General features: G+C 67.5%; 22 protein-coding genes and 1 pseudogene. 15 read left to right on the top strand and 8 right to left on the bottom strand.

What is annotated here, in order from left to right; translation table 11 throughout:
• Positions 1-261 precede the first annotated feature (261 nt).
• Positions 262-651 (top strand): hypothetical protein, encoded by a 390-nt coding sequence (locus tag AC0QU1_RS23465; protein WP_483572858.1) that lies wholly within the window; start codon positions 262-264, stop codon positions 649-651.
• A gap of 480 nt (positions 652-1,131) precedes the next feature.
• Positions 1,132-1,752, top strand: a complete 621-nt coding sequence (locus tag AC0QU1_RS23460) for a hypothetical protein (RefSeq protein ID WP_483572856.1) — start codon at positions 1,132-1,134, stop codon at positions 1,750-1,752.
• Positions 1,753-2,270: 518 nt separating this feature from the next.
• Here the strand turns inward: AC0QU1_RS23460 and AC0QU1_RS23455 are convergent.
• Complete coding sequence (locus AC0QU1_RS23455; protein WP_483572854.1) at positions 2,271-3,014, bottom strand: GNAT family N-acetyltransferase; 744 nt, start codon at positions 3,012-3,014, stop codon at positions 2,271-2,273.
• Positions 3,015-3,620: 606 nt separating this feature from the next.
• On the opposite strand from AC0QU1_RS23455, the gene AC0QU1_RS23450 reads away from it, so the two are divergent.
• The 7 genes from AC0QU1_RS23450 (at position 3,621) to AC0QU1_RS23420 (ending at position 12,397) form a co-directional block, all read left to right on the top strand.
• Positions 3,621-4,652 (top strand): LLM class flavin-dependent oxidoreductase, encoded by a 1,032-nt coding sequence (locus tag AC0QU1_RS23450; protein WP_483572852.1) that lies wholly within the window; start codon positions 3,621-3,623, stop codon positions 4,650-4,652.
• Between the two features lie 99 nt (positions 4,653-4,751).
• The gene (locus AC0QU1_RS23445; RefSeq protein WP_483616323.1) at positions 4,752-5,924 is read left to right on the top strand and encodes an ATP-grasp domain-containing protein; all 1,173 of its coding nucleotides are present in this window, start codon (positions 4,752-4,754) and stop codon (positions 5,922-5,924) included.
• A complete protein-coding gene (locus AC0QU1_RS23440) occupies positions 5,921-7,189 on the top strand; it encodes an ATP-grasp domain-containing protein (protein WP_483572848.1) in 1,269 nt (422 codons plus the stop codon). The genes AC0QU1_RS23445 and AC0QU1_RS23440 overlap by 4 nt, the downstream gene beginning before the upstream one ends.
• 45 nt (positions 7,190-7,234) lie before the next feature.
• Entirely contained in the window at positions 7,235-8,299 is a 1,065-nt protein-coding gene (locus AC0QU1_RS23435) for a glutamate-cysteine ligase family protein (RefSeq protein ID WP_483572847.1), read from the top strand.
• A gap of 47 nt (positions 8,300-8,346) precedes the next feature.
• Positions 8,347-10,173: an asparagine synthase (glutamine-hydrolyzing) gene (asnB, locus tag AC0QU1_RS23430; protein ID WP_483572845.1), complete on the top strand. Its 1,827-nt coding sequence runs from the start codon at positions 8,347-8,349 to the stop codon at positions 10,171-10,173.
• Positions 10,170-11,138 carry a 2-methylaconitate cis-trans isomerase PrpF family protein gene (locus AC0QU1_RS23425; RefSeq protein WP_483572844.1) on the top strand — a complete coding sequence of 323 codons (969 nt, stop codon included), beginning with the start codon at positions 10,170-10,172 and terminating at the stop codon, positions 11,136-11,138. The genes asnB and AC0QU1_RS23425 overlap by 4 nt, the downstream gene beginning before the upstream one ends.
• Positions 11,123-12,397, top strand: a complete 1,275-nt coding sequence (locus AC0QU1_RS23420) for an MFS transporter (protein WP_483572843.1) — start codon at positions 11,123-11,125, stop codon at positions 12,395-12,397. The genes AC0QU1_RS23425 and AC0QU1_RS23420 overlap by 16 nt, the downstream gene beginning before the upstream one ends.
• A 666-nt stretch (positions 12,398-13,063) precedes the next feature.
• Here the strand turns inward: AC0QU1_RS23420 and AC0QU1_RS23415 are convergent.
• Positions 13,064-13,645: pseudogene (locus AC0QU1_RS23415) on the bottom strand (helix-turn-helix domain-containing protein); the annotation flags it as partial.
• A gap of 111 nt (positions 13,646-13,756) precedes the next feature.
• On the opposite strand from AC0QU1_RS23415, the gene AC0QU1_RS23410 reads away from it, so the two are divergent.
• Positions 13,757-14,209: a hypothetical protein gene (locus tag AC0QU1_RS23410; RefSeq protein ID WP_483572842.1), complete on the top strand. Its 453-nt coding sequence runs from the start codon at positions 13,757-13,759 to the stop codon at positions 14,207-14,209.
• A 62-nt stretch (positions 14,210-14,271) separates the two neighbouring features.
• The gene (locus AC0QU1_RS23405) at positions 14,272-14,580 is read left to right on the top strand and encodes a nuclear transport factor 2-like protein (RefSeq protein WP_483572840.1); all 309 of its coding nucleotides are present in this window, start codon (positions 14,272-14,274) and stop codon (positions 14,578-14,580) included.
• Positions 14,581-14,651: 71 nt separating this feature from the next.
• Here AC0QU1_RS23405 and AC0QU1_RS23400 read toward each other — a convergent pair whose 3' ends face one another.
• Positions 14,652-15,845 carry an MFS transporter gene (locus AC0QU1_RS23400; protein ID WP_483572839.1) on the bottom strand — a complete coding sequence of 398 codons (1,194 nt, stop codon included), beginning with the start codon at positions 15,843-15,845 and terminating at the stop codon, positions 14,652-14,654.
• 90 nt (positions 15,846-15,935) lie between these two features.
• On the opposite strand from AC0QU1_RS23400, the gene AC0QU1_RS23395 reads away from it, so the two are divergent.
• On the top strand, positions 15,936-16,523 hold the full coding sequence (locus AC0QU1_RS23395) for a TetR/AcrR family transcriptional regulator (RefSeq protein WP_483572837.1): 588 nt from the start codon (positions 15,936-15,938) through the stop codon (positions 16,521-16,523).
• A gap of 34 nt (positions 16,524-16,557) precedes the next feature.
• Here AC0QU1_RS23395 and AC0QU1_RS23390 read toward each other — a convergent pair whose 3' ends face one another.
• From AC0QU1_RS23390 to AC0QU1_RS23370, 5 genes are all read right to left on the bottom strand, one after another.
• Complete coding sequence (locus AC0QU1_RS23390; RefSeq protein WP_483572836.1) at positions 16,558-17,574, bottom strand: hemolysin family protein; 1,017 nt, start codon at positions 17,572-17,574, stop codon at positions 16,558-16,560.
• Complete coding sequence (locus AC0QU1_RS23385; protein ID WP_483572835.1) at positions 17,571-18,989, bottom strand: hemolysin family protein; 1,419 nt, start codon at positions 18,987-18,989, stop codon at positions 17,571-17,573. Before AC0QU1_RS23385 ends, AC0QU1_RS23390 begins: the two co-directional genes overlap by 4 nt.
• A gap of 13 nt (positions 18,990-19,002) precedes the next feature.
• The gene (locus AC0QU1_RS23380) at positions 19,003-19,494 is read right to left on the bottom strand and encodes a hypothetical protein (protein WP_483572834.1); all 492 of its coding nucleotides are present in this window, start codon (positions 19,492-19,494) and stop codon (positions 19,003-19,005) included.
• 14 nt (positions 19,495-19,508) lie between these two features.
• Positions 19,509-20,111, bottom strand: coding sequence for a histidine phosphatase family protein (locus AC0QU1_RS23375; RefSeq protein WP_483572832.1), 603 nt, complete (start codon positions 20,109-20,111; stop codon positions 19,509-19,511).
• A gap of 88 nt (positions 20,112-20,199) precedes the next feature.
• Positions 20,200-21,372 carry a PEP/pyruvate-binding domain-containing protein gene (locus AC0QU1_RS23370; protein WP_483572831.1) on the bottom strand — a complete coding sequence of 391 codons (1,173 nt, stop codon included), beginning with the start codon at positions 21,370-21,372 and terminating at the stop codon, positions 20,200-20,202.
• A gap of 59 nt (positions 21,373-21,431) precedes the next feature.
• Between AC0QU1_RS23370 and AC0QU1_RS23365 the strand changes: the two genes are divergently transcribed.
• From AC0QU1_RS23365 to AC0QU1_RS23355, 3 genes are all read left to right on the top strand, one after another.
• Complete coding sequence (locus AC0QU1_RS23365) at positions 21,432-21,827, top strand: DNA-binding protein (RefSeq protein WP_483572829.1); 396 nt, start codon at positions 21,432-21,434, stop codon at positions 21,825-21,827.
• Positions 21,824-22,474 carry a transcriptional regulator gene (locus AC0QU1_RS23360; RefSeq protein ID WP_483572828.1) on the top strand — a complete coding sequence of 217 codons (651 nt, stop codon included), beginning with the start codon at positions 21,824-21,826 and terminating at the stop codon, positions 22,472-22,474. Before AC0QU1_RS23365 ends, AC0QU1_RS23360 begins: the two co-directional genes overlap by 4 nt.
• Positions 22,475-22,578: 104 nt before the next feature.
• A complete protein-coding gene (locus tag AC0QU1_RS23355; RefSeq protein ID WP_483572827.1) occupies positions 22,579-24,165 on the top strand; it encodes an alpha/beta hydrolase in 1,587 nt (528 codons plus the stop codon).
• Positions 24,166-24,173 lie beyond the last annotated feature (8 nt).

The following is a 24,173-nucleotide window of genomic DNA, read 5'->3' as shown; positions in this document are numbered from 1 at the left end:
ACCGCGGCGCCGCCGCTGGGCCCGCCTCGGACGATCAACGACGTGCCCGACCGACTGACAGGCCTACGCGACATGTTGGCTGACGTGGCCACGGACGGACCCTTCGCTGAGCAGCCACATGGGTGAGAAGGTCTCAGGAGCGATGCTGCCCCGGCCCCGGCGGTGCTTTCTCCGTACATCGCGACTCGAAGTCCCTCGCCCGGTATCTGAGCACGCCCGCGCTCGGTCAGCTTGCCGACCGTGGCGGACCACATTGACCCCATGAGTGCACCCCTGGTACCGCGGCGCTGCCTGCGATGCGGCACACGCCTGCCCGGGACTCTGCGCCAGGGCACGCGGTACTGCAATCGGGCGTGTCGGCAGGCCGAATACCGGGCTCGCAAGGATGCTGACCTGCCGCCGGAGGTGCATCGCGAGTTGGAAAGCGACCCGTCGAACCTTTGGGACTTCGGGTTCGACGCACCCGGCATGTTGTGGTATGGCCGCCAGCTTGTGCGGGTCGTCTACGCCAGCGCCACCCCTTGCCGAATATGTGGTAACGCCCGCGAACAGATGTGGCTCTTGAGCCGCTCGCGCGGGATCGGCGACGACTTCGGCCCTTTCGACAGCGAGATCTGTCTCGCCGATGCGCGCTACGTCCGGCACGACTGACGGTCCTGTTACGCCAACAGTGCTCTGACCTGCGCAGATGACCCACACGCGTAGGGTCGTGTTACGGACCCACCTAGGCTTGATCCAGGTGGAAGAGGATCGTCGACTCGGGGCGCTGTTGAAACACGTGTGCGCAACGCCTCACCTGATGTCGCCGTGCTTCTCCGGTGTTGTCGGCGAAGCGATCTAGACTCCTACCTGTCGGGGTGGCGAAGCACATCGGTGTAAGTCGCTCAGGCAACACAAAGGCCGGGCCTGGCAGCCCGGCCTGAGTGCGACAGCCCTATCAACACGAAGATCGTGCGGTAGGACGTCAGAGGTTCTTTGGGAGAACTCTGATCATCCTGCCATGCTCTGAGTGATGCTGTGTACCAATAAGCGATGTGGTGAACCACTCAATGAGCGGTTGACCCAGTCGCCGCATGGTTCGGACGGTCACTCAGAGCAGCACGGTCGTGACCCTAGGAGTAACGACCACCCATGGCAGAGATCTACATCAGCCAGTTCACGAAGTACCTGAGCGCTTCCGCGGCCTCGGCCGAGCGTGTGGGCCGCAAGCTTGCGGGGGACGTAGGCGGGTACCAGTACTGGACCGACTTCTGGCTGGCGCTCAAGAACGCGCTGCTCGCCGACCGTCGCGGTACCCGCGACGGGCAGGCGCTGGAGATGGCCGCTGCGGCCTCGACGGACGCCAAGAAGAAGGGCCCTTACGCGGCCGCCGCACGCAACTGGATCCAGTTGGCCCCCTGGTGGGACGGCCTGGACCATGAGCGGCAGGCCGGTCGCTCGGTCCAGGTCGGCGACCTGACGGTCAAGCTTCCCAAGCTGTGCGCCGAGCGGCACCCCAACGGTGAGCTTGAGGTGCTCTACGTCCGGTTCAACCGCGGCCGGCTGCCCCTGCACGTCGTGCTGGGTGTGCTGCGCATCGTGCAGCGGGCCTACCCGACCGAGACGATCACGTTCGTCGACGTCGAGCGCACCACCACGTACACCACGCGTGGGCGCGACCTGTCGGTCTACGACGAGTGGCTGAACGAGGCCGGGGACGACCTCGCCCAGCTCCTGAACGACGTCGGTCAGGGCGGGCAGGCCGCCGCCTAGCAGCGCCGAACTGAGTGGTGGTCTCCTCTCGGCCGATCCGCCGTCCGGAGACCACCACTCCCTTCTCACGTTCAGCCAACCGCCGAGGCTGACACGATTCCTGACACGGTTGCCGCCCGTGACACGCACCATGACACGGTTCCAGCGACCACCGGCGACGACGCTTGCCTACGAATGCCAACCGTGTCAGGCTGAACCCGAGCGGCGCAGGAATGGCGGAATCTAGCCGTTTCTGCACCACCAACAGGGCTAACCCAGCCCACTCAAGACAGCCTTGTGAGCGAGCGTCGAAACCCGCTCCACCAGCAGGGGGTTGGGGGTTCGTTCTACTGCATCGAAGGCTTCTTCGATAGCCGCGCGTGTCTGTCGACGGCGTTTCCGAGACCAATTAGGGCTGGGTCGACGATGCTCCCTCTGGAGCCGGTTCCGTACTGAACGTGGACCACAGTTCCCGGGCCGGTGGCGCCGTTCGCCGTCATTATCCAGCCTGCGGATACCTCACCGATGAGAGCCAGAGGCTAGTGGCCTATGACTCTGGCGGCGGCAATGGGACGCCACGACAGGCCAAGGCCACGGTAGAGATGGACGGCGGCGGTGTTCCAACTGTCGGCAATCAGGGCAGCCATGCCGTGGCGGTCGACTAGGCTTTCCAGGACGAAGCTGCACACGGCTGTACCGATACCTTGCCCCCGTGCCTGCTTGGCGGTCGCGACGCCGGCAAGGAATCCCACGCGTGGAGTGCTCCAAGCATCGGCAGCGCAACCGAGGAGCGCTCCGGACTCATCACGTACGCCTGCCCAGCGACTCGCGGCCGGTCGGCCGGGTCGGGCATAGGAGTCCGGAAACGACTCGTCGAGCAGCGCCGTGATGTCAGCGTCATCCGACGCGGCCAGCCACGTGGTTGTGCCGCCTTTGCTGCCGGTGGTGGTCTCCGTCTGCATCCATCCGAAGGCATCGACAAAATCAAGGTTGGCAACCATGGTCACCAGGCTCCGGATCAGATCTTCGTTGCCGATGGGGCGGAATGTGGGACCGACATGTGGCAGCACGGCACGGATCAGAGCTGCAGCGTCGTTGGCAGGGCCGGTGACGACGAGTCGGTCGCGGCCGGACAGGCTCGGCGCTGCCACTGCGGTGGCCTCGCCTACAGAAAAGGCGCGCTGGCCATGTGCCAGGTCGGCGGCGGCCCACAGCGCCAGGGCATCGTTGCCAGCTGCACTCGTGACATCGGCGACGGTGTGCAGCTCACGCAGGTCGGTCATGGGCGCAGAATAATCGGCGCAGCAGCCAAGCGGCGAGCCTCCTGGCATTCGACCGGGCAACTCGCGTCCACCTCGCGCACCGAATCGGACGAGGCGGGTGCCGGTGACGGTCCGCCACCAGGCCTCGTCCGACCTGCGGCACCAGTAGAACTGGTCGGGCCGTCAGGGCGGGCTGCCCGACGCCGCCAGAACCAGGCGTGACGGTGTCTTGTCACGCCTCTCCGGCATCGGCAACTGAACGACGACCCTGGCGCGTTTCCCATCAGCAGTCTGAACGGCTGGACGGGCAGGCGATATCCGAGCGTGTGGTGGTCAGGAGTCGAGCCGGGCGCGAAGTTCCAACGCCGGGGCGTGGCGGCGCCAGTCCATAGCAACTGCCCACCGAGGCCGATAGATCGAAACTTGGAAGAATGATGCATATGGATTGAAGTCCGCATTGCGGACAGTTTGGACAGGTGCCTCGCTCATCGTCTTAACCTCCTCTTGGAGCGCCCCCACCGTTGCTATCGAAACCGTGGGCGCCCCTTGGTTGCCGTATGGCTGGAGTTGACGGGAAGTTCGAGTCGACTTTCGGTTTCTTGTGGGTTGATGGGGGGGCAGGAGAGGATGGTCGCAGGCGGCGTTGTAGATCGATCAGCTCGATTCGGGCTGAACCTCACGGTGCAGTACGACCATGGTGAAGGTCCGTCCCGCGCGTTGGACGAGGCGCTTCGCCTGGTTGCCGCAGTTCGGTCGCGTGATTGGGATTCTGTCTTTGTCGCGCAGCACTATCTCAGCGATCCGTTCGCCCAGTTTCAGCAAGTGCCGCTGCTCGGTCTGCTCACTGGTGTGGCTGAAGGCATGCGCTTGGGCTCAGGGATAAACCTGCTCGCGCTGCAGAATCCGGTGGAAATCGCGGAGACCTTTGCGACACTGGATGTCCTCTCTAAAGGTCGGCTCGTGTTCGGTGCGGGTCTCGGGTACCGGGACGTCGAGTTCGAGGCTTTTGGGATCGGCCGGAGAGGCCGGGTTGATCGATTGATCAAGAACCTGGCGATTGTGCGAGGGCTCTGGGCGGGCGACAAGGTGAGCGCTGACCTGCCCTGGTGCCAACTGGATAACGTGCGACTCTCTGTCTTGCCGATTCAAGAATTGGGACCACCGGTCTGGCTTGCAGCGAACAGCGACAATGCGGTGCGACGAGCTGCGACTCTGGGTGATGCCTGGTTGATCAATCCCCACGCGACGATGGCAACGGTCGAACGTCAGCAAGACATCTATCGTCGGGCATTGACCGAAGCAGGTCGTCCTCAGGCGTCAACGGTGCCCCTGATGCGTGAGGTCATATGCGCGCCGGACATGGGGGCCGCGCGGGCGCGGGCAACGAAGTATCTCGGCGCCAAGTATTCGACCTACCGAGCGTGGGGGCAGGATCGAGTGCTGCCGAACGAGGAGAGCTTCGACCTCGAATTCGACAAACTCTCACAAGACCGTTTCATCATCGGTGATCCGGCTCGATGTCTTCGACTACTGCGCGATTCGATATCTCGAAGTGGTGCAACCGACCTTCTGCTCCGTGTCCACTGGGCGGGGGGTTCCATCGAGGAGGCAATCGAGACCGTGGACCTGCTCAGCGACGAAGTCTTCCCTCACCTGTAGTCCACAGCGAACGTTGTTGAAAGGGCTGGCCTGATGGTTGTTAACCAACGAACACTGGTAATTCGCCCCTCAGCCGAACGGGAAAGAGCTCTGCTCACCTTGGCACGGACAGGCTGTGAGGTCGTCGTGGCCGATCATCCTGACAACAGCCTCTCCGGGTTCGCGGACAGGCAGTTGTTGCTCCCTCGGCTCCCGGATGCGTTCCGTGCAGGAGAGACCGGAGAGATCGAAAAACGCATCCTGGAGTTCCACGCACGGTACGCGATCACGGCGGTCATGGCCGATTATGACTACTTGCTGCCTCTGGTTGGCCGCATCAACGAACAGATCGGCTTGCGGGGCCACACGGAGGCCTCTGGTCTCGCCTGCTCGAACAAGCGGATCCAGCGGCAAGCCCTGGACCGTGCGGGCGTTCCGCAGCCTCGCTGGATCGCCTGCAATGAGGTCGCATCGGCACGTGAACTCGCGAGGTCTATCGGCTGGCCCTTGGTCGTTAAGCCCACAGACCGTGCGGCAAGTTGTGCTGTCAGCGTCGTACGAGATGACGCTTCGCTGGACGCTGCCGTCCTGGCCGCCGTCGAAGAGTCCTGGGAGTCCGGGGCGATCGTCGAGGAGTACCTGGACGGGCCGGAGTTCAGCGTCGAGGCAATCGTTGTCGGCGGCAGTGTCACGACGGTCGCGGTCACCAGCAAGGGCATCGGTGGACGAACCGGGACCCTAAAGCTGGACGCCGAGATACCTGCGCAACTAGGAGAGCCAGAACTCAAGCAGGTAACGAGCGTCGCGACGGACGCCGTGCTGGCCTGTGGTCTGATCGACGGGCCCGCTCATACGGAGGTCAGGCTGACAGCGCAAGGCCCTCGGATCGTCGAGGTGAACGGGCGTATCGGCGGCGTGTTCATCAGCGACATGGTCCGCGCGGTGACAGGAGTTGATCTCTACCAGGCGTGGTACGACGTCCTGCACGGTCATGAGGTTGATCTGAAGGTGCTTAGCAACGGGTACGCCGTGCGTCGCTGCATCGCAGAGCCCTACGGGACCGTCGAAGCGGTAGAGGTCGAGCAGGCGAGCCTGGTCTCGCGCGACCTCAACCTCCTGACACGGTGCTTCGTGAAGCCGGGCGATGTCCTGAGCCCGATCGAGAACGGAAACGACATGCGCGCCGCAGTCGTCGCGTTCTCCAAGGAGCGGGCAGACGCGATCGCCGCGGCAACTGAACTTGCATCGAACGTGCGGATCCAGACACGCACCGAGGACCGGAGCGACGCATGAGCCGAGTCTTGATCCTCAACCGGTACCGAATGCGATCGGCGGCCTTTCACCGATGGCTTGCACCGGACCACGAGCTATTCCTCATCAATTCCGCCTCACGTTCGATCGATCATGATCCTGACGGGCCTGCGATTCGCGATCGGTACACCCAAATCGAAGAGGTGGAAGACTACGTCACGAGCCCAGCAGTCATGGAGGTCGCACGTCAGTGGATCCGCGAGTACGACATCGACACGATCGTCGCGTTTTCCGAGTACGACATCCTCCGTGCGGCGCGTCTTCGTGACGAGTTCGGCCTCGACGGACAGGGCATCTCCAGCGCTGAAGCGTTCCGAGACAAGCTCGTGATGAAGCAGCACCTGTCCGCCTCCAACATCCCGGTCGTGCGGTATGGGGCTCTCCGGGAGGCTGGGGACATCGCGGCGTTCGCTCAAGAAGTCGGTTATCCGCTCCTCACAAAGCCTCGTACAGGGACCGGGTCCCGGGGGATCGTTCGAATCGACGGCCCGGGCGATGCCGCAACGTTCGAGTCGACGGCCCAGGGAGCGCTGCCTGGTGAGCATCTCGAAGACCATCTCGTGGAGGCCTACACGCCGCACGAGTTGTTGCACTGCGACGGGGTTTTCGCAGAAGGCCGCGTGATGTTCAGCGAGGTGTGGTCCTGGTCCAGAACGATGCTCGACGTGCGGGACCAATCGGTGCCAACCGTAGCGATCACGCTTGACCTAGACGACCCGCGCCGTGCCGAGATCGTAAGGCTTGCACAGCAGACGCTGACTGCCCTGCCGAGCCCGGGCGCGACGGCCTTCCACGTCGAGTTCTTCGACACCGCGGACGGGATTGTCGTCAATGAGGCCGCGAGCCGCGTGGGCGGTGGCCGAATCCAGCCGGCGATTCGGCGCTTGCGCGGTATTGACCTGGTCGAGCTCACAGCCCGGTACCAAGTTCCGTCGGATCCCAGCCAGATCCAAGAACGTCGGTCGGCGCCGAATGGCGGCTTCCTGCTCGTGTACGACACGGATCACGCTTCTGGCACGGCACCCGTCGATCGCCTTCCGGACCACATCACCCACTACGAGACGGTTCTCCCTCTTCAGGGTTCGCCCGGCGAGACGCAGGACCTCGCCGCCCCTTACCTACTCAGCGGCGTCACGACCGGGGACAGCATGAACGACGTGATGAAGAAGTTGCTTGAGTTTTACGAATGGTTCCGTACGGGGGTTGTCCTGGACCGCGCCCGAGACCTTCCGATCAACACCAACTAGTCACTGGGAGTAACCATTTCCGCATACCGGCCCGACGAGTACCGCATGGGCATCGAGTTCGAATACCAAGTCACCGGGGCAGACGGGAAGCCGATGCACTGGCAAGAGCTCTCATTTCCGGTGCTCAAGGATGTAATCGGACGATCCAACGCGCCCCGGAACGACTACATGGCGATCAAGTACCCGGGTTCAGACGGACGCAGTTTCTACCTCGAGGGTTACGACTTCACGGACGACGGCGGTGAGGTTATCGACCTGCATGTAAAAGGCATCGAGATCAGCACGCCGATCGCCGGAGATGTCTTTGAGCAGCAGTCGCACCTGGTCCGTCATTTCGAGGAGATGCAGGTTCTGCTGGCCGAGGTCGGCCTGCGAGGCAGTGCCTACGGATCCCACCGCATCGACACGGAGTACGAAGGACCACGCGGGAACCGAAGCATTGAGGGCTGGGCTGCCGCCGAGACAGCAATGATGACCTGGGGCATCCATGTCAACGTGAGTTTTCCCGTGGAGATCGAACGGGACCTCGACCGTGAGTCCATTCTGGCCAAGTTCGACTCGTTCGCCCCCGCTCTCATCCTGCTGAGCGCGAACACCCCCGTCCGTGGAGATGGTCCGTGGACCAGGGATGGTCGAGTGGGGAAGTCCGAACGGTCCTGGCGCCGTAGCTTCACGCGCCGGCCGCTGTACTTCCGTGACGACCAGTTCTTCCGTAAAGAGGTCACCTGCTTCGACATCACGAATCGACTTGACCTCATTCGTGGCTACAGCGCTCTGGTCGCTGGCCTGATGCTTGACCAGACCCCGTTCGAATACGTCGTTGCTCCCATCGCTGACGAGAACATGCGCCGGGCGTCGCTGTACGGCTACGAGGCGGACCTCATCGACCGCCATCTCAAGCGTGTCGACGCCGGCGCCCTGGTCGATGACGTCCTGGCGCGTTCGACCCGAGCCTTGGAACAGCGCGGCCTTGACGCCGCACCGCTGGACAGCCTGAAGCAACTGGCAGACGAACGCCGTTGTCCTGCGGACGACACGCTCGAACTCTGGGACGCGAGTGCCGATTGGGCCTCGTTCCTCACGGGCCAATCAGAACTCGTCGGGCACTGACTGATCACCCGTAGCAAGGCCGAATAGAGAGTGGCAGATCCCCAGCTATGTGTCGCATCTATGGAATTCTCGACCCCAATCTGAGTAGTGATCAGTTGACGCGCCTTGCGGGCGACACGTCGCGGGCCTTGCGCCATGGCGGCCCCGACGGACATGCACACCGTGTGATCAGAGGTGGCGTGATCGGAGGAACCCGCCTGGCCATCTCGGATCCTGCGGATGGTTGGCAGCCCTTCACAGCAGACGGAGTGACCGTCTTCTACAACGGCGAGATCTACAACGCTCCCACGTTGCGCCGGGAGCTAATCGAGGACGGCGCTTCGTTCTCGACGAGGTGCGATGGCGAGGTGCTGGCGCCTCTGATCGCCCGTCACGGCCGTGAGGCGATCCAGCAACTGGACGGAATGTTCGCGATCGCTGCCTACATCCACGAGACCGGGCAACTGCTTTTGGCCAGGGACCAGGCCGGAGTGAAGCCGCTCTATGTATTCGACGACGGCCAGAGATTTGGCTTCGCGTCCGAGCTGCCAGCGTTGCTTCGTATCCGCGGCGCGGAGATCCGCGTGGACATGGACTCGCTGGACCGGTACCTGAGGTTCAAGGCCGTACTTGGGGCGGCCGGCAGGCCCGCGCCCGGTGAGTCATTGAGTCCGGGGTCCCGAATCGGCGACCCGACGCTGGTCCAAGGCGTTGAAACCTTACCGCCCGGGTACATCCTCGAAATCCGAGCGGATAGGCGTCGTCAGGTGAGCGCGTTGCGATCGCCTGACACGTCGCCGACTGGCGACCCTGTCTCGGACCTCGGCAGGCTGATGCCTGACGTCGTTGGCCGGATGCTCCCCACGGAAGTCCCGTACTGCTCGGTACTCTCCGGCGGCCTGGACTCCACGGTCACCACGACGCTCGCGGTTCGTGCCACCGGCACGCCGACGACCGCGTTCACGGTTGTTCCGAGAAAAGCCTCCCGCTATGACGAACTGCCCTACGCGAAGATGGTCGCGCGCGATCTTGGCCTGCCGCTCGAACAAGTTCCTCTGGGCGGCGCCGATCTTCCCGACCTGCTCCCCTCAGTGGTCCGCAGTCTTGGCCAACCCAACTCCGATCCCATCATCGTCAGCACTTACCGGCTCTTCCAGACAGTCTCATCGGCGGGATTTCGGGTCGCTCTGACCGGTGACGGGAGCGATGAGGTCTTCGGCGGCTACGACAGATTCCGAGCGCTCGCACAGGGAGGTTCACCCGCCGACTATCGGAGCTCCCTTTCGGGCATTCCGGAGCACTGGCGGAAGTCCTTGCCGAGCCGAGAGTCGATCGCCCGACTTGCCGCCGAGCGTCGCGGTGACGACGCGCCGTGGCGCGAAGCGACACCTTCAAACGTTATCGAGCGGGTGAACTCCGCCGCGGAGTTCGAGCTCCGGCACCGTCTGCCCGTCTACCACCTGCAGCGCGTCGATCACCTGAGCGCGGCCCACGCAGTCGAAGCGAGGGTCCCGTTCTGCTCACGCGACGTGAGGGCCCTTGCAGGTTCCCTCGACCTGAGGCAGCGGTTCGGCCCGTCGGGCACCGTGAAAGTGACCCTGGCCGAAGCCGCCAGGCGGCACGGCTGGGCACCACAAGCGATTCTGGACCGACCCAAGCAGCCGTTCACGTTCCGTCTTGCCGATCACCTTCTCGACGAGGATGCAGTCGCTCTGAACTGGGCGCGAGAAGTCCTGACGGACCCGACGTCATTGCGGCGTGGCCTGTTCGATCCGTCTCAAGTCGAGAAGTTGTTGGCCGAGTTTGCCGAGCATGGCTCGGAGGCCCTGGCCCATACCCTGTGGGCCATCTTGATCCTTGAGCTGTGGTTCCAGCAGATCGGGGAGAGTCGATGAGCACCGTTGCTCCTGTGGGAGTCCGCACGGTCGGTGTTGGTTCGGGTCTTTGGATGGTCGACGGTGCTGCCGCCCCGACTCTTGTCGTGACGGCCGATCGTCGGATCGACGACCCATTCCCGATCCTCGAGACAGCGGTCGCGACAGCCCGCGCACCGATTCAGAAGGTCGCACTCGTTCAACCTGCGAGCGTCCCGGCAGCAGACGCGGAATACGTCTTCGCGCAAGTCGTAATGCGGGACGGCGTCCAGGCACTGGACCTCACGCCCGAGTGCGGTCACTCGATGCTGGCCACAGCCACACACATGATCGCCCGCGGCGCCGGCCGGGATGATTCGAGGGTGCGGCTGCTGACACGCCGGTTCGGTAAGGATCGGCTCGTGACCTGTGAGGTCCGTCCTGACGCGAATACTCCAAGCTCCTTTCGCGCGGGTCTCGGGTTCCCAGTCGAACTGTCGCACGCCACCTTTCCGTTCGGACCCGGTCCGTTCGACGTAGCCGTTGATGGCGAGACAGCGTCGGTCTCCGTCGTGGACAGCGGAAACCCCTACGTCTTCGCTGACGCCCGTTCGCTCGGGATCTCAAGCTTGCGCGATCTGTTCAGCGCGGGCGAGGAGCACCGGAAGCTGCTTGCTGGCATCCGTCGGGAGATCGCTGGACTGCTCGGGCTTGGCGAGTCGACCGTCTTGCCGAAGCCCGCCCTGCTCCTTCGGCTCACCGAACGTGCAGTTGGCGTTAGGGCTTTGTCCACTGATGACTGGCACCCCGGATTTGCACTCACAGGTCAGATCGCCGTCGCGACACTGCTCGGGGCGAATGACCCGAGCAAACTTGAGCTCGCGGTTCACCATGCGGGAGGGTCCGTCGTCGTCGGGTTGCGCGAAGCAGGTGAGTCCGAGCGGACCGTCGTCGTGGCAGATCGCCACGTCACGAGCATATCCAGCGCAAAGTGGCCGACAGCGTGAGGCGGATCAGTGGGAGCCTGATCCCCAAAGAACCCAGCTTGCGCTGGCTCGCCGCAGGCAACTTGATCAACATGTTTGGCACCGGAGCCACGATGTCCGCTTTGGTGGTCTACTTGGCGACGGTCAAGCATCTACCTCTAGGAACGTCTACCGTTCTCCTGACGGCGAGCGGCCTCATCGGGGTGCTGGGTGCTGTTCCGGTCGGTCAACTAAGTGATCGCCACGGCGCGCGTATCGTCGCTCTGCTCACGGAGCTGGTATGCGCAGCATCAACCGCGGCATTGGTCTTCGCTGGGGATGCGGTGGCTTGCGCGGCCTGTCTGGCAATACGTCAGCTCGCAACCAGTGGTAACACTGCCGCACGGGCGACCCTGATCGGTCGCTTGGTGCCTATGGAGGACCGAGCGGCTCTGCGCGCCTATCAGAGATCCGTAACGAACGTAGGGTTCACGCTAGGTGCACTTGTCTCAGGTATCGCGATCTCGCTCGGGACGGCGCCCGCACTCCACGGCGTGCTGATCCTGGACGTCCTGACGTTCTGCTTCAGCGCCTTCGCGACAAGCCGTCTCCCAGAGGTAGGACGCGGGGAGCGAAGGGTGGGTCTTGCTAGTAGTGCCCTGACGGACGTCGGGTATCTCGGAGCTGGCCTGCTCAATGCCGTGCAAGCGATCAATCGGGCTGTGGTCTCGGTCGGCGTCCCGATATGGATCGTGTACAGCTCTGATCTGCCGAACTGGGCCGTCTCTGTCTCCGTGATAATCAGCACGATCATGGTGATTTCGCTCCAAGTCCCACTGAGCAGGTTCGCCAAGGACATAGGCGGAACTCGCCGTTCACTCTTTGCGGCTGGCGTTCTCACGGCCATGGCGTGCCTTGTCCTGGCGAGTGCGAGTGCGCTGCAGCAGGAAGATCTCCTCGTGTGGCTGCTGTTCGCTACGGCCTGCATTGTCCTGGCATTGGGCGAGATCCTCGGGGCGGCGGGCGGCTGGACGCTTTCATACGATCTGGCGCCGCCGTCTCGTCTCGGGCAGTACCAAGGCGTGTGGCAACTCATGTCTGATGGTGCAGTGAAGGCTGGTGGGCCTGCACTCATCGGTTGGTCGCTGGGTGCCGGGGTCGGCGGATGGGTCGGGCTTGCGGTCGGATTCGCATGTGCTGGCGTCGCGAGCCCTGCAGTTATTACCTGGGCGACACGGATTCGGCGACCATGGAGCGAGCCGCCAGTGAGCAGCGAGGGGGCCGGGGCTGTGAAGCGCTAGAGGACCACCAGGGATGCCCACCGTAGATCCTGGTGTCCAGCGAACTGGGGCTGACACGATTCCTGACACGGTTCGTGACACGATTCCGCTCGTGACACGCATCGTGACACGGGTCCTGTGCCAACGAACGCCCGCGCTTGCCGATGAATGCCCATCCGTGTGAGGCTGGGTCTACATCGCGCGGAAACGGCGAGATTCCGCCGTTTTTGACGCTCGCCAGGACGATTGCGATCGCTACGTCAGACAGCCCTGCGGATGGCGAAGAGTTTCGCTTCACCGGGAGAAGGTCGGGGGTTCGAATCCCCCTAGCTCCACCGATTGAGGGTCGCTGCATCTGGTATCGCACCAGATCAGCGACCTTCTTCGTTCCTGAGGGATCGCCTGAACCTAAGAGGTGACCCCTTGAGTGCCTGCCGGTCAGAGGGAGGCCACGATGCGCTCGTGGTCGAGTTCGCCCTCGCGAGTCTGGATGCCCGCGGCCAGCAGGTCGTGCGCCCGCTGCGTCACCTCGGGGCCCATCGTCGTCATCAGCCCGTCGTTCTCGTGTCGTTCCGCACGCGGTGGACGAACCCGCGCAGCGAGGGCAGGAGGACGCCGTCCATCAGGTTGAGGGGCGGGTGGTCGAGCGTCACGGTCGCGACGCCGTCCGACAGAGCGACGCGGAGGCCGGACAGATCGTCGTCGTACATGGGAACTCCCTGCCTGCCGTCCGATGAGGCAGAGGTATTCCACGGGCTGGGCGCTCGCGGCGCCGAACCAGTGTGGTGTGCGGGTGTCGAACTCGGCGGCCTCGCCGGGCGAGAGGACCAGGTCGTGCTCACCGAGCACGAGCCGTAGCTGCCCGTTGAGGACGTAGGCCCACTCGTACCCGTCGTGGGTCTTGGGAGCGGGCTGATCCGAGCGGCGGCCTCCGGGAAGGATGAACTTGTAGGCCTGGATGCCGCCGGGGCGCCGGGTCAACGGCAGGACCGTCTGCCCTCCCTTGCAGTGGATGGGGCGCAGGTGAACACGTGGGTCGCCGGTGGCCGGGGCATCGACCAACTCGTCGAGCGTGACGCCGTGGGCCCTGGCCAGTGGTAGCAGCAGCTCCAGGGTCGGCCGCCGGGAGCCGGACTCCAGCCGGGACAGCGTGCTGACGGAGATGCCGGTAGCGGCCGACAGCTCGGCGAGCGTGGTCTCACGTTCGTGGCGCAGCCTGCGCAGCCGGGGTCCGACGGCGTCGAGGCCCTCGCGCTTCTCGTCGTCCATGGACATGAGTTTGCCAGAACGGCAACATTATTTGCTCGGTTCTCCGCCGTCCTCGCAGGGTGGCACCTGAAGGGCGCTCGTTTCGGGCGTCCACCAGGAACAGGAGGATCTATGGCTACCGAGGACTCCGGCCATCCGGGTGTGCCGGTGGAGTACACGGTCTGGCGGAAGAACCGCTGGGCGGAGATCGCCGGCCCGGGCGGCAAGGCGGGCACCGTCAAGCTGGCCATGCTCTCCCATCCCGAACCGGGCGTGCCGGGCCTGCCCGGGCGATGGGAGGTGAGCGCGTCGGGGGTCTTGACGCTCACCGTTACCGCCGCGGACGGCGTGTCGATCGGCGGGTGGGCGGTGACCGGTGCGGTGGACGTGGGGTCGGGCACCCAGGTGGAGCTTGCCGACGGGCGAGTGTGTTTCGTCTCGGGCCGGGGCGGGACCTACGGCATGGTCGTCTGGGATCCCTCCGCGACGCCGGGGAACGTGCGCCCGTGCTCGACGAGAGGAGCGGGAGCACGGCGACAGAACCTGACAGGAAAGGACAAGACGGAATCAGGGAACCGAAGCTGACCGAGCAGGCGGTCCAGTACCTGCGCCATCTGGAGCAGTTCGACTTCGCGAGCATGCGGGCGATGTGCACGGACACGGCCACCGTCTGGCACAACGACGGCAAGGGCGAGCAGACGATCGAGGAGAACCTCGACCAGCTCGAGCAGACGTCGAGCGGCGGCGGGGGCGTCGTCGCGTTGCGGTACGAGATCACCCGTCAGTTCCAGAAGCCCGACGAGGTGCTCCAGCAGCACGTGCTGCACATCACCATGCCCGACGGGTCCGGCACCGAGCTGCCCGTGGCGATGTACTTCGGCTTCAAGGGCGGCCTCATCGACCGAATCGAGGAGTACGCGAACATGACGCCGCCGAACGAGGGCGACGGAAGCTGATCCGGCGCCGTGGGATCTCCGGTACCTGGGCGCGGCCGGCGCCCAGGTACCGGATCGCCCCGGCGCCGGATCTAGCCGCGGCCCCGCCCACTGACCGCGAACGCCGTCGCCGGAACCAGGAGGACGGCCGCGAGGACGCCGCAGGTCGCGGCGAAGCCCGCGCCCTGGAGCGCGCCGGCGACCAGCGGCCCGAGGCTCGCACCGGCGCCGATCAGGAAGGCGTAGCCGGCCATGCCGGCACCTCGTGCCGGACCGCTGGTGATACCCACGAGCGTCACGGCCGCCGGGACGGCGACCGCCAGCCCGGCGACGAAGACGGCACTACCGACCAGGGTCAGCCACAACGGCCCGTCGATGGCCTCGACGCCGAGCCCGAGCGCGGCGATCCCGAAGGCCGCGGCTCCGGTCAGATGGGGGCCCCAGCGGCTGATGAAGATCCCGGCGAACCAGCCGAGGACGATGCCGGGCAGGCCGGGCAGGCGCAGCAGCAGCCCGGTCACGGGGTCGGCCGCGCCGAGCTCGGTCGCTGAGGCCTGGAGCGCGACGTACATCCCGACGAACGTGAGCAGGATGGTGACCGCACCGGTGTACGCGACGAGCATCTGGCGCCGGCGCAGCAGGCCCGCGAGCGTGCCCAGCACCTGGGCTACCGACCCGGTCTCGGCGGGGCGAGGCACGGCGGGCAGCCGGACCACCAGTGCGGCGACCACGAGCAGCAGGGGCACGAGCCCCCACAGCACCCAGCGCCAGCCGTACGTGGAACCGATCGCCAGGGCCCACGCCTGGCCGACGATCCCGGAGAGCAGGAAGGTGCTCGACAGCACGGCGAGCGCCGTCGTACGCATGCGCTCCGGGAGGACGCGCGGCAGGTAGGCCAGTGCGACGGGCGGCAGCGCGGGCGCCAGGAAACCCTGGACAACACGGGCGCCCACCAGGATCGGCAGGTTCGGCGCGAAGCCCGCGACGAGCCCGGTGGCGGCGACCGCCACGAGACCGAACGCCATCACGCGGCGGGGGTCGACGTAGTCGGAGATCGTGGGGAAGACGAGATTTCCGACGGCGAAGGCAAACCCGAAGCCGCTCCCGATCCAGGCGGCTGCCGCGACGGTGGTCGCGTACTCATCGGTGATCGCGGGCACGAGCGGGATGGTGACGTAGATGTGCGAGACGACGAGCAGGACGGCGGCGAGCAAGACTCCCGTTACGGCGCGCGGGCCCTGGATCTGGGCGACGCCGCGCACGGCAGGTGCGACGACTGTTGACACGGCATACTCCAGCGAGGAGATTCCAACGGATTAGTTGGAATCTTGCCACAGCCAATCTCCAACGCACAAGTTGGAGATTACGATATCCCCATGGCGTGGGACACCGAGGCGACGAAGCAGAAGATCCTGGACGCGGCCGTGACCGAGTTTGCCCAGCACGGGCCCACCGGCACCACGATCGACCGGATCGCCAAGGTGGCCGGGGTCAACAAGGAGCGGATCTACAACTACTTCGGCAACAAGCACGCCCTGTTCGCCACGGTGCTCGCCGTCGAGAGCGAGCGCATCGCCGGGTCCGTCGTCTTCGACCCGACCCACGAGGACCCCGTCGGCGACTACGCCGGGCGAGTCTTCGACTACCACGCGGCACATCCCGAGCTGGTCCGGCTCCTGCTCTGGGAAGGCCTGACCACCCCGGGCCAGGTGGTCGAGGAGGACGCCCGTTCGGCCAGCTACGCCGCCAAGAAGGAGAGGTTCGCCAAGGCGCAGGCTGACGGGACGCTCCACGACGAGCTCACGCCGGGGATGCTCCTCTTCTCGATCATGGCCCTGGAGTCCTGGTGGCACGCGGTCCCGCAGATCGCACGCATCACGACGGGCACCGACAGCAGCGACACCGCCGAGCGCCGCGCGGCGGTCGTGGCCGCCGCGCGGCGGCTGGCAGCGCGGGAGCCGTAGCCCGCCGACCCGTCAGGCGTGAGGTCTCCAGGCGTCAGACCGCTGCGATGGTGCGCGGGAAGATCCGCGCGAGCACGTCGGCAAGCGTGACCACGGCGTGCCCGCCCTGCTCGTCCGGCACGACGGCGAGGTGGTTGCGGGTCTCCCGCATCGACGCCAGAGCGGTGTGCAGCGGCGTGGTCAGGGCCAGCGTGTAGGCGGGTCGGGCGACGTCGGCGACCGGCGTGTCGTCCGGGGCCAGCAGCACGTCCCGCACGTGCACCACCTGGCTCGGGGCGCCGTCGGCGTCCTGCACCAGGATCCGCAGGTGCCCGGACCGGTCGGCGGCGGCGCGTACGTCACCGGCCGTCGCCGTCGCGGGGACCGTGACCGGCGGGGCGTGCCCCGCCACGAGGTCGGCGACGGTGAGGCGGCGCAGGTCGAGCGCGCCGGCAAGCTGGTCGGAGTAGACGGCGTCCAGCGCGCCGACGTTCGCCGAGTGCTCCACGAGGTGCCGCAGGTCCTCCGGGCTGCGCCCGGAGGCGACCTGCCCGGTGGGCTCCACGCCGACCCGCCGCAGGCACCAGTTCGCGGCCTCGTTCAGCGCGACCAGGGCGGGCCGGGTCAGCCACATGAATCCCCGCATGGGCAGGGCGAGCAGGGTCGCGGAGGTCTCCGGGTGGGCGATCGCCCACGACTTCGGCGCCATCTCGCCCACCACCAGGTGCAAGAAGGTGACGATGACCAGCGCGAGGACGAACCCGGCGACGTCGGCCACCCAGTACGGCGCGCCCCACGTCTCCACGACGGGCGTGATCCAGTGGTGCACCGCGGGCTTGGTGATCGCGCCGAGCGCGAGGGTCGCGGCGGTGATGCCGAGCTGCGACCCGGCCAGCAGCACGGTGAGCTCGTTCGAGGAGCGCAGCGCGGCCCGCGCCGACCGGCTGGACGCCGCGGCGTCCTCCAGCCGGTGTCGCTTGGCCGCGAGCACCGCGAACTCGATGGCGACGAAGAACGCGCTGGCGGCGATGATGAGGACGGTGGCGACGGCCACCACGACGGGGTCGTTCATCGGGTGGCCTCCTCGGCCTCGGTGGAACCGTCCTGCGTGGCGGGGTCCTCGGGCGCGGCGGCGCCGCGGGGACGTTCCTGCACGGTGACGCGCACCTGTGCGGGCACGTGCCGCGCGACCTCCAGCACCTCCACGTGCAGCACCCGGTCCGGCGGCGGCTCGTTGGTGGCCAGGTCGGCCGGGTCGTCGGGCAGGTCGATGTCCACCGACTCGCCCACCGCGAGCAGCGACCCGTAGGTCGCCACGGCCAGGCCGGCGATCGTCTCGTGCTCGGTCTCGGGCAGGTCGTGGCCGACGGCGCGCTCCACCTCGTCCAGGTGCACGTCGCCGGCCATCGTCCAGATGCCGTCGTCGTCGGCCACGAGGAGCGGCGGCTCGGGCTCGTCGTGCTCGTCGGTGATCTCGCCGACGAGCTCCTCGGCCAGGTCCTCCAGGGTCAGCACACCCGCGAAACCGCCGTACTCGTCCACGACGCACGCCATCTCGTTCCGGCTGGCCGACAGCTCGCGCAGCGCGTCGGGGAGCGCCATCGCGGTCGGCAGCACCAGCGGCGGGCGGGCGATCGTGGTCACCGGGGCGTCGTCGGGCACGTCGCCGGACAGCAGGTCCGTCAGGTGCACCACGCCGACGGCGTCGTCGTGCGTGACCACCGGGTAGCGGGAGTGGCTGCGTGCCATGAGGGCCTTGACCTCGCCGACCGTGAGACCGGGCTCGACCGTGTCCACGCGGGCGCGCGGGATCATGGCGTGCTCCACGTCCTGGCGCGGGAAGTCCAGGATGCGGTCCAGCAGGTTGGACAGGTCCGGCGGCAGGTCGCCGCTCTGGCGCGAGTCCGCCACGATGTGCTCCAGGTCGCGCGCCGTGGCGGAGTGCTCGACGTCGTGCACCGGCTCGATCCGCAGCAGGCGCAGCAGGCCGTTGGACGCGGCGTCGAACACGCGGATCAGCCAGCCGAGGCCGGCCAGGTACACCGTGGTCGAGCGGGCCAGCCAGAGCGACACGGCCTCAGGGCGGGCGATGGCGAGGTTCTTGGGGAACAGCTCGCCGAACAGCATCTGCACCACCGTGGACAGCAGCAGGGCCGCCACGGTGCCGATGGCCACGCCCACCCCGGCCGGCACGCCGACGTCGTCCAGCCCGTCGCCGACGGCGGTGCCGACCAGCGGCTCCGCCACGTAGCCGACGACGAGGCCCGTGACGGTGATGCCGAGCTGCGCGCCGGACAGCATGAAGGAGGTGCGCCGGGTGACCGACAGGGCGCGGCGGGCGGCGGCGTCGCCGGCCTCGGCGCGGGCGGCCAGGCGCGAACGGTCCACCGCCATGTAGGCGAACTCCTGCGCCACGAAGTATCCCGTGAGCGCGGTGATGGCCAGGATGACTACGACACCGAGCAGCAGGGAGAGCACCCAGGTCATCGGGCGCACCCCCTCAAGAGCTGCGCGCGTGCCTGGGTACTGGTACTTCGGCTGTCGTCCATCGTCCTTCCGCGGGTCGCGAGCCCGGCGCCTCGTGCGGGGCTCGAATGTCAAAGGCAGTGCCTGCACAACGGGGCACCGCCGATCCCAACGTACCGGAGACGCCCTGCGTTCCACTCGACGACGGGCAGCGCCGACGCCGGGACGGCGGGCTGTTGTCGACCGTGTCGAACCCGAGGTCGTCGTAGAGCCGGGTCACGAGCTGGACGGCCTGCGGGTGGTCGCTCGAGACGACCAGTGCCTTCCGGTCGGGGGCACCGGCCGGCCTGGCCAGCCGGACCAGGCCAGGAAGCGCGTCGCTGGGTACCCGGATCGGGCTGCGCGCGTGGAACTGGACGTGGCTGAACGCCTTGGCGACCTTCGAGGTGGGTAGCTGTTCCTGACGGAGCTCGTGCACCGTCTTGCGGCCGGAGTCGACGTCGGGCAGAACGTCAGGCGACGGCATCGAGCGCCCGACGGTCAGGGGCGGACGGTCCGGCCGAATCCCGTCCAGCGCAGCTCGGGGCTCAGGTGGCTCATGTCGTTGAACATAGTGATGCTGGGCGGGATGCCCGGCCGGTACTCGATCACGGTCAGCGCCGTGTTCGCACTGCTCAGGCCGAGCCAGCGCACCGGTGGGGCGTCGAGCGCGTCGCGGAGGAGCCACGCGATGGGGTAGGCGTGGGTGATGAGTACTTCATGCACGTCGTCGCCGTGCGTGGGCGCCGTCGCGAATCGCGCGATGAGGCTCTGGGCGGTCCGGTTTCCCGCAGCCGCCTCCTCGGCGTCGTAACCGTCGAAGAACGGCACCCAGGGCTGAGGGGTCTCCTCGATCGGGGGAACGTAGGGGACGTGGTCGATGAGTTCCGGCGCCTCGCGCACGGGGACGGCTCCGCTCAGGAAGACGTCGATCTCCTGAGCGGTCGCCGTCGCGCGCGGTAGCGGCGAGTGCCAGACGGCGGCGACGGGCAGATGTGCGAGGCGTTGTCCGAGCAGCCGAGCCTGTTCTCGGCCGATGTCGGTGAGCTCACCGAACGCGTCGGCGTCGCCGTGTCGCGCGATGTAGAGGTATCTGGTTGCCATGGATGTCGGCAGGCCGCACCGGGGATGGGCCTCCCGTTCTCCTCTCGTGTGAACAGGCGCGTCTCGTGGGGCAGCGCGCCGTCGGTCGTCAGTGCGGTGTGAGCGTCCCCGTCGTACCGCTGAGCGTGACGCGGGCGCCGTCGCGAAGACGCGTCGTGGCTTGCGCGACGCCGAGCACGGCGGGGATCCCGTACTCGCGGGCGACGATCGCCGCGTGTGAGAGCACCCCGCCGGTCTCGGTCACCACGCCGCCGGCGATCGCGAACAGCGGGGTCCATCCCGGGTCGGTGTACGGGCAGATCATGATGTCGCCGGAGCGGACGCGTCCGAAGTCGGCCGGGCCGCGGACGATGCGCGCTCTTCCGGTCACGATGCCATGGGCCCCTGGCACTCCGCTCAGCCGCCCGTCGTCCGCGGCCGAGGCCTGGTGCGGCGTCGGCGGGAGCGGAGCCGTGACGGGCCGGGCTTGGAGCAGCCAGGCCGTTCCGTCCGCGATCGCCCACTCGACGTCCTGCGGGCCGCCGAGAAGCTCCGCCACGCGGGCTCCCAATGCGGCGAGTCGCACGACGTCGGCGTCGGCCAGCGTTGGTGAGTTCTGCTGACCCTCCGGAACGTCGCGGGCCACGATGCCCGTGTGGTCCGCGTCCCGGTCCAGGCGGGTCGTCTTGCGTCCGATGGTGTGCCGGATCGTCCCGTCCGGTGCGACCTCGTACGCGTCGGGCGTGACGGTTCCGCCCACCACGGTCGGGCCGAGCCCCCAGCTCGCCTCGATCCGGGTGGGGTCGCCGGGCCGAGCGGGCGTGAACAGAACGCCTGAGACGTCCGCATCGACGAGCCGTTGGACGAGTACCGCCATCTTCGGCTCCGCCCGCGCCTCGCCGTCGTCGGCGCGGTTCCGGTAGGCCGCGACGCGCGCCGAGGACGCCGACGCCCAGCAGCCGCCGATCGCGTCAGCGACGGCCTCCACACCCTGGACGGCGAGGAAGCTCTCGTACTGACCTGCCGCGGAAGCGTCCGCGGCGTCCTCGTACGCAGCCGAGGAGCGCACGGCCACCGGCGGGTTCCCCATCCGGGCGAGCGCTTCCGCCACCTCGCGCCGGAGTGCGGCCGGCAACCGCCGGTCCGGTTCGGCACGGGCGGGCTGCGCGGCGAACGGCACCACGAATCCTTCGGGCACCGGTAGCCCCGCTCGCAGCAGTGCGCCGAGCGTCGCGGCCTTGCCGCCGCAGGCTTCGTGGGTCGCATCCAGAAGCGTCGTCACTCTGACCTCACATCAACACAACGTTGACAACATTTTGTTGATTGTGCAGGATGGGCGCCATGGCCCGCAAGCACGACCTGGATCAGACCGGCGGCGTCGACCACGCGCAGGCGCAGCGTGAACGCGAGGCACAGGACCGGCTCCTCGAGCTGGGCGCCGACGCGCTGGAGCGCCGGCCGTGGCGTCCGGTCCCGGTGCCGCCCACCGCGGTCGACCTGACGCAGTTCGCGCTCTGGCGCTCCGCGGACCTCGACCCCGAGGACCTGCTCACCGCGCTCGCGCTGGTGCCCGCCGCGCGGGCGGAGGTGGAGGGCGTGGAGCTCGGCCTGCTGTTCACGGCACGGAACGTGGGACTCACCTGGGCCCAGATCGCCGAGGCGACCGGGTTCCGCTCGCCCCAGGCGTGTCAGCAGTACTACACACGCCTGGGCGCACGGCAGGGCGAGCAGCCGTGACCCAGCAGTCGCCGCTGGGTCTGCGGGTACTCCACGCGACGCGGCTGCTCGGCTTCGCCGACGGCGCGGCGATCGCCGACCGCGCCGGCACCTCTCCGGAAGAGGCCATGAGGGTGCTCCGCGAGTCCGAGCGCAGGGGATGGACGCAGCACTCCGCCTTCGCCGACCTCCGGGGCTGGTCGCTCACCGAGGGCGGGCGCGCCGAGAACGAGCGGCAGCTCGCCCGCGAACGGGCGAGCGCCGATCCGGACCACACGGTCGAGGCGGTCTACCGCGAGTTCCTGCCGCTCAACGCCCGGCTCCTGCGCGCGTGCACCGACTGGCAGCTCAGACCGACCGACGAGGACCGCTTCGCACCCAACGATCACACCGACACCGCCTGGGACGGACGCATCCTGACGGAGCTCACCACGCTCAGCGGCGCGCTCTCGCCGCTGGTCGGTCGCCTCTCCGGAGCGCTGGCGAGATTCGGCGGATACGACACCCGCTTCGAGGCGGCATGCCGGCGAGCGCGGGCCGGACAGCACGACTGGGTCGACAAGACGCACCTCGACTCCTGTCACCGCGTGTGGTTCCAGCTCCACGAGGACCTCGTCGCCACCCTCGGCATCGACCGCGGCACCGAGGGCGCGGGTGGTCCGGCGTAGCCGGCGGTCCATGACATCTGTCATGCACCGACCCGTGCGCAGCACAGCAGAACTCATGACCGGCGGCACTGCCCGCAACGCCTGCGCGGCCAGAGGCTGGGTCCATGAGAAACCACACACGCACCGTTCGACGACGTAGAGCGGGCCGCGGCATCGCCCTCCTGGCCGTGCTGGGCCTCGCCGGCTCGCTGGCTGGGGTGCCCGCCGTCGCCGCGAGCCAGGACGACGAGCCCACGGCGCAGGTGGACTGGGGCACCTGCCCCGACGACGTCGTGGCCGCCGCCGTGCCGTACCAGCTCACCTGCGCGACCGTGCCCGTGCCGCTGGACTACTCCGACCCGGCGAGCCCGACGATCGACCTCATGATCTCCCGGCTCGCGAGCGAGAACCCGAGCAAGCGGCGCGGGGTGCTCATGCTCAACCCGGGTGGCCCGGGCGGGTCCGGGCTGAACCTGTCCACGCTCCTGGGGGCCAGGGGCCTGCCCGACAGCGTCCTGGACAGCTACGACCTGATCGGCATGGACACCCGCGGCGTCGGCTATTCGACCCCGGTGAGCTGCGGCTTTACCGTCGACGGCCCGTACCAGGCCAACGTGCCGCCCTACGCCGTCGACGCGGCGGCGGCCGCGGAGCAGGCGAAGGTCGCCCGGTCGGCGGCCGAGCAGTGCGCCGAGAACGACCAGGACGATCGTCTGCGCCACGTGACGACGGCGAACATGGCCCGCGACCTGGACCGGATCCGGGTGGCACTGGGCGAGGAGAAGACCAGCTTCCTCGGGTACTCCTACGGGTCGGCGCTCGGCGCCGCGTACGCCTCGATGTTCCCCGAGCACGCCGACCGGATCGTGCTCGACAGCAACCTCGGCGACACCGTCCTCGACCGCGACGCCCTGCGCAGGTTCGCCCTCGGCGTCGAGCAGACGTTCCCGGACTTCGCGAACTGGGCGGCGAAGCGCCACGGCAGCTACGGGCTGGGCCGCACGCCGGCGCAGGTCCGCGCCACCTACTTCGAGCTCGCCGAGCAGCTCGACGAGACCCCGGTGGGCGGAGCCGACGGCCGCATCTTCCGGTTCACCACCTTCGCGTACCTCTACCGCACGTCGCAGTACCCCAAGCTGGCGCAGCTCTGGCAGTCGGTGCACGCCTCCGACGACGCGGCGGTCCGGAAGCAGCTCGACGCCGTCGACCAGCCGCTGGGCATGCTGGCTGGCAACGTCGCCGACGGCGGGGAGCCGTCGCCCAACGACGGCGAGCTGTCGCCCCACGACAACGCCTGGTCGGTCTTCCTCGCGGTGACCTGCAACGACGTCGACTGGTCCGAGAACCTCGCGGACTACCAGCGCGCCGTCGCCGAGGACCGCGAGCGGTACCCGATGTTCGGCGCGGCGGCGGCCAACATCGTGCCCTGCGCGTACTGGCCGTACGAGCCGGCCGAGCCGCCGGTGGCGATCGACGACGAAGGCCCGGCCGATGTCCTGATCGTGCAGAACCGGCGCGACCCGGCCACGCCGCTCCGCGGCGGCGAGCTGCTGCACGAGAAGTTCGGCGATCGGTCCCGGCTCGTGACCGTCGACGCGAGCGGGCACGGGGTGTACGTCCTCGGCGACAACCCGTGCGCGCTGAACGTCACGACGAACTATCTCGTGCACGGCACGATGCCCGTGCGGGACGTGTCCTGCCGGGCGTCCTGACCCGTAGC

This window comes from Promicromonospora noduliphila, assembly GCF_056951025.1.
The sequence above is the reverse complement of the archived record's forward strand: the minus strand, read 5'-3'. Positions and strand labels throughout refer to the sequence as shown.